We start from the raw sequence: 5,455 nt of genomic DNA on the forward strand, positions 1-5,455 counted from the left end.
TTTCAGAGATAGTCGCCCAATCTTCATCCTGTTCACGAAAGTTTTTATAGGCTTGATGAACACGATTGAATTTAGGATTTTCCGCGGCTTCTTCAGCCAGAGTCTGTTCAGTAATTTTTTTGAGCGTATTCAATACATCCGCTGGGAAGGGAACGATATTGATATCATCGCGCTGACGTAACTCTGCCAGTGCAGCCACATTCTTCTGTTCCATTTCGGAGGCCATTAACAAATTTTCTGCTTTGGCTGCATTTTCGATAATAGCTTGTAAATCAGGCGGCAATAAATCCCAGGCACGTTTATTAATACTGAGTTCCAGCACAGCACCTGGTTCCTGCCAGCCCGGATAATAATAAAATCTGGCTGCGCGATGCAGACCCAGACGTTGATCGTGGTAGGGCGCAATCCACTCAGTGGCGTCAATGGTATTGCGTTCCAGTGCGGTATAAACTTCACTGCCAGCAAGCAGAATAGGATTACCGCCGGCTTTGGCGAAAACTTTACCTCCTAAGCCGGGGATACGCATTTTTAAGCCTTGCAAATCGGCCATCGAGTTGATTTCTTTATTAAACCACCCCCCCATTTGAATGCCGGTATTGCCTAACGGAAAAGGCACAATATTGTATGGCTCATAGACTTCACGCCATAAATCCAGGCCACCACCATGATATAACCAGGCATTCATGCCGCGTGGGGTCATGCCAAATGGCACGGTAGAGAAAAACTGCGCTTCTGGTACTTTACCCGCCCAGTAATAGGCACTGCCGTGGCCCATTTCAACGGTTCCCTGAGAAACAGCGTCAAATGTCTGCAAAGCCGGAATCAACTCACCACCGGCAAATACTTTAACCTTGAGGCGGCCATTGGACATGGCTTCAAGGTTGGCGGCAAAGCGTTCAGCCCCTTCCTGCAGTACCGGGAAACCCGGGGGCCAGGCTGTTACCATTTTCCATCGATAGATTTTACTGGTATCAATTTCTTCGTTAAACGGGCCAGTGTCATCAGGACCACAGGCGGAGAGTAAGCAGATGCTTACCAGCAATGCCAAGCGTCGTATAAATACGGATAAATGCATTATCGTTTTCCTGAATTACAAGGTTTCAAGTTTGGCATAGGCCAATACCAGCCATTTACTTCCGGCTTGTTTGAAATTCACATGAACACGAGCGTGACTGCCATTGCCTTCAGTGTCAATAATCACACCCTGACCAAATTTCTGATGCATCACCTGTTGCCCGGTTCTGAACCCGTTATCATCAGCTGATTGTGATCGACTGGCAAGTGCCGTCAGACCAGATGCGGCCATATTTTGTGGAGAACGTACCTGATGAACTCGTTCAGCGGGAATTTCACTCAAAAAGCGCGAAGGGCGAGGATGCATTTCCTGCCCATACAAATAGCGTGATTCGGTATACAACAGATAGAGTGTTTTGCGTGCCCGGGTCATGCCGACATAACAAAGACGGCGCTCTTCGGCCAGTCGCAGCGGGTCATCAGCTGATTTCTGCCCCGGGAACAGGCCTTCTTCCATACCCACCATAAAGACGATGGGAAATTCCAGACCTTTGGCGGAATGCAGGGTCATTAACTGCACACAATCCTGCCATTGATCACCCTGGTTTTCGCCAGCTTCCAAAGCGGCGTGCGCAAGAAAAGCATCCAGTAACGGCATCTCTTCTTCATCGTCAGCGCGCATAAATTCACGACTGGCGTTAATCAGTTCGTCCATGTTTTCAATGCGACCCTGGCCCTTTTCGGTTTTGTCCTTGGCGAAATGGGTACGTAAACCGCTTTCGTCGATCACCAGTGCAGTCAGTTCATGTAATGACATGGTGTCATCTTCAGGTGTGAGTGAATCAATCAGCTCCAGAAAACTCGATAAGGCGTTGGCTGCTCTGGCAGGGAAAACTTTTTGTTGTAAGGTATCCACCGCAGATTGCCACATGGATTGATTGGTTTCCCGGGCATATTGGCGCAGCTGGGTTAACGTGGCTGCACCAATACCTCGGGTGGGCGTATTTACAATACGTTCAAAGGCAGCATCGTCACGACGATTACTGACCAATCGCAGATATGACAATACATCCTTGATTTCAGCGCGTTCAAAAAAGCGCAAACCACCATAAACCCGATAGGGTACAGCCGATTGCATCAAGGCTTCTTCAATGACCCGTGACTGAGCATTGGAACGATACAGCACGGCAACATCACTGCGTTGTCCACCCTGATTCATCCAGTTGCGTACTTCCTGCACCAGATAGGCGGCTTCATCGCGTTCGTTATAAGCGTTATAAAGCTGGATGGGTTCACCATCGGCATCCTCGGTCCACAGTTCCTTGCCAAGACGTTCACTGTTATTCGCGATAACCGCATTGGCTACGGCCAGAATATTGCCGGTGGAACGATAATTCTGCTCCAACCTAACAGTACTGGCGTCGGGATAATCTTTATGAAATTTCTGGATATTCTCAATTTTGGCGCCACGCCAGCCGTAAATTGACTGATCGTCGTCACCGACAATAAACAGATGTCCGGTCTGACCGGCCAGTACTCTTATCCAGGCATACTGAATGGTATTGGTATCCTGAAACTCATCGACCAGGATCTGCGAAAACCGTTGTTGATAATGCGACAGAATATCTGGACGTTTCAGCCACAATTCATGACTGCGCAGCAGTAACTCGCCAAAATCGACTACACCGGCACGTTCACAGGCCTGTTCATAGGCCAGATAAATTGCCAGCATGTTTTGTGAATACGGATCTTCCCCAGCTTGCAAATGCGCGGCACGAAGACCTTCGTCCTTTTGGCCGTTGATATACCATTGAGCCTGCTTGGGCGGCCATTGCGCTTCATCCAGAGACATGCCACGGATAATGCGTTTGATCATGCGCAATTGATCATCGCTGTCGAGGATCTGGAAACCTTGCGGCAGACCAGCCTCCTGCCAGTGCGAACGAAGTAAGCGATGCGCCAGACCATGGAATGTACCAACCCACATACCGCCAATAGGATAGCCGAGCATCTGTTCGATACGACCACGCATTTCTGCGGCAGCTTTATTGGTAAAAGTGACTGCAAGGATGTTTGCCGGTGATAAGGCTTCTGCCTGAATCAGCCAGGCAATTCGATGTACCAGAACACGTGTTTTACCACTTCCGGCACCAGCAAGAATTCGCGTATGCCCCAGCGGTGCAGCAACTGCTTCGCGTTGTGGTTTGTTCAGATCATCAAGTAGTTCAGATACATCCATTAGTTTCGTAACATTTCGGAGTGGTGGCCCGGAAAAGCATCAGCTCGAAATAATATGCGATGCAGTGGGTTAAGGCATCTATAGATACAACTATCCCCACAGATGGTGGGGATAGCATTGCATTATGGATTTAGATGTTGCTGTCGAGAAACGCAGCCAATTGTGATTTGGTCAAAGCGCCGACTTTTGTGGCTTCCACTTCACCATCTTTAAACAGCATCAATGTCGGGATACCACGAATACCATAACGAGGTGGGGTATCTGGATTTTCATCGATGTTCAGTTTGCAAACTTTTAATTTGCCTGCGTATTCAGCGCCAATTTCTTCCAGCACCGGCGCAATCATTTTGCATGGACCGCACCATTCAGCCCAGTAATCAACCAATACAGGCATATCAGACTGTAGAACCAGGCTGTCAAAGTCGCCATCGGTCACATTAGTGACGTTTTCGCTCATGTTTTATCTCCAGTGGTATCTAAAGTATTGGACCGCTATACTCGCAAGCCAACATTGAGTAACATTTTTTCTTATCAGTAAAGGTAATGCAAGTATTTATATGAGTGCTCACCTCACCGACACGGCATTTTCATCGCTGCCACTCCATCCGCTCCTGCAGAAAGGCTTGCAGCAAGCCGGTTTTGAATTTTGCACGCCGATTCAGGCTCAGTCTCTACCTTTATTGCTGGCAAACCACGATGTCGCGGGTCAGGCACAAACAGGCACCGGAAAAACCATCGCCTTTTTATTGGCCACATTTCAACGCTTATTAACGAATCAGGATGCGCAAAAACCTGCTTCAAAGCAACCTCGCGCATTAATATTGGCACCCACTCGGGAATTGGCAATTCAGATTGTAAAAGATGCTGAATTACTAAATAGTCATGCCGGATTGCGCATTGTGATCGCTCATGGCGGTAAAGATTATCAACGTCAGCGTGATGCAATCGATGACGGTTGTGATGTTTTGATTGGTACACCGGGACGTCTGCTGGATTTCCATAAACAACGGGTGTTTAACCTTAACAATATTGAAGCAGTGGTGCTGGACGAAGCCGACAGGATGTTTGATCTGGGCTTTATTAAAGATGTGAGGTTTTTTCTGCGCCGCTTACCCAGTCCTGAAAAGCGTTTAGGTATGCTTTTCTCTGCCACACTTAGTTATAAAGTGACTGAGCTGGCTTACGAACATATGAATAATCCGGAAAAAGTGCAGATCGAACCGGAAAAAATGATGGGTGATCGGATTGAAGAATGGGTTTATTACCCGTCAAATGAAGAAAAAATACCGCTACTGCTGGCGTTGATTAAGCGAATTCAGCCTATCCGCAGCATTGTTTTTGTCAACACAAAACAAGTCGCCGAGCGGGTATGGGGGTTTCTGGAAGGAAATGGCTACAAAGCTGCTTTATTATCTGGCGATGTACCGCAGAAAAAACGTGAAAGCCTGTTAAAACATTTCCAGGATGGTGAGTTTCCGTATCTGGTGGCAACCGATGTGGCCGCGCGTGGGCTACATATTCCTGAAGTCAGTCATGTGTTCAACTTTGATTTACCGCAGGATGCTGAAGACTATGTGCATCGTACGGGTAGAACCGCGCGTGCAGGTGCCAGTGGTATTGCGATAAGTCTGGCCTGTGAAGAATATGCTTTTTCGTTGCCTGATATAGAGCAATATATCAAACATAAATTGCCGGTAGCGCAAAGCACCGATGAGCAGCTTGAAACACCTCAGCCCAGAATTAAAGCTGAACGGAATCCGGACCCACGCCATAAAAATAAAACTCGTGGAGATAATAGCAATAACAATCGTCCGCGCAGCGGCAAGCGCAATAATGGCCCCAAAAAACCGGTAACTTCGGATGCAAATCAATAGTAACTTACCGGTACTTTTTACTCCGACAAGACAACCGGATGAGTCGTCTGTCCGACTCCCGGTGTTGTTGGATAAACAATCTGATTTCAATAATGTAAATCGCCAGCCTGTTATCAGCCGTCCAGTCATTGGGGTAACCAGTGATAATGATAGTCAACAAGCGCGTTATATTCGTAATTTCAGTCTGACCAATCGTGAAACTGAGCGTGAGTATACAGCCCAGAACAGATTGCCAGCACAAGTACAGGCCTACCTGCAGGTAGAGGCCCTTAAGGATGTTCCGACTCAGGAGAGATTATTTGATGCGATGGCTTAAGCTTGTCTTGAT

General features: G+C 47.6%; 5 protein-coding genes. 2 read left to right on the forward strand and 3 right to left on the reverse strand.

Annotated elements, in window-relative coordinates; all coding sequences use genetic code 11:
• The 3 genes from B3182_RS07985 to trxA form a co-directional block, all read right to left on the reverse strand.
• Positions 1–1,075, reverse strand: a 1,075-nt coding sequence (locus B3182_RS07985) for a TRAP transporter substrate-binding protein (RefSeq protein WP_292752267.1), incomplete at its 3' end; no start/stop codon positions are given.
• Between the two features lie 15 nt (positions 1,076–1,090).
• Positions 1,091–3,253, reverse strand: a complete 2,163-nt coding sequence (gene uvrD / locus B3182_RS07990; RefSeq protein WP_292353678.1) for a DNA helicase II — start codon at positions 3,251–3,253, stop codon at positions 1,091–1,093.
• A gap of 130 nt (positions 3,254–3,383) precedes the next feature.
• The gene (gene trxA, locus B3182_RS07995; protein WP_014708059.1) at positions 3,384–3,710 is read right to left on the reverse strand and encodes a thioredoxin TrxA; all 327 of its coding nucleotides are present in this window, start codon (positions 3,708–3,710) and stop codon (positions 3,384–3,386) included.
• A gap of 100 nt (positions 3,711–3,810) precedes the next feature.
• Here trxA and rhlB point away from each other — a divergent pair, with 100 nt between their 5' ends.
• Both rhlB and B3182_RS08005 read left to right on the forward strand, forming a co-directional pair.
• Positions 3,811–5,127 (forward strand): ATP-dependent RNA helicase RhlB, encoded by a 1,317-nt coding sequence (gene rhlB / locus B3182_RS08000; protein WP_292353679.1) that lies wholly within the window; start codon positions 3,811–3,813, stop codon positions 5,125–5,127.
• Positions 5,114–5,443: a hypothetical protein gene (locus B3182_RS08005; protein WP_292353680.1), complete on the forward strand. Its 330-nt coding sequence runs from the start codon at positions 5,114–5,116 to the stop codon at positions 5,441–5,443. Before rhlB ends, B3182_RS08005 begins: the two co-directional genes overlap by 14 nt.
• The last annotated feature ends 12 nt before the right edge of the window (positions 5,444–5,455 follow it).

Source organism: Methylophaga sp. UBA4204, from assembly GCF_002379485.1.
In the GTDB taxonomy this organism is placed as follows: Bacteria; Pseudomonadota; Gammaproteobacteria; order Nitrosococcales; family Methylophagaceae; genus Methylophaga.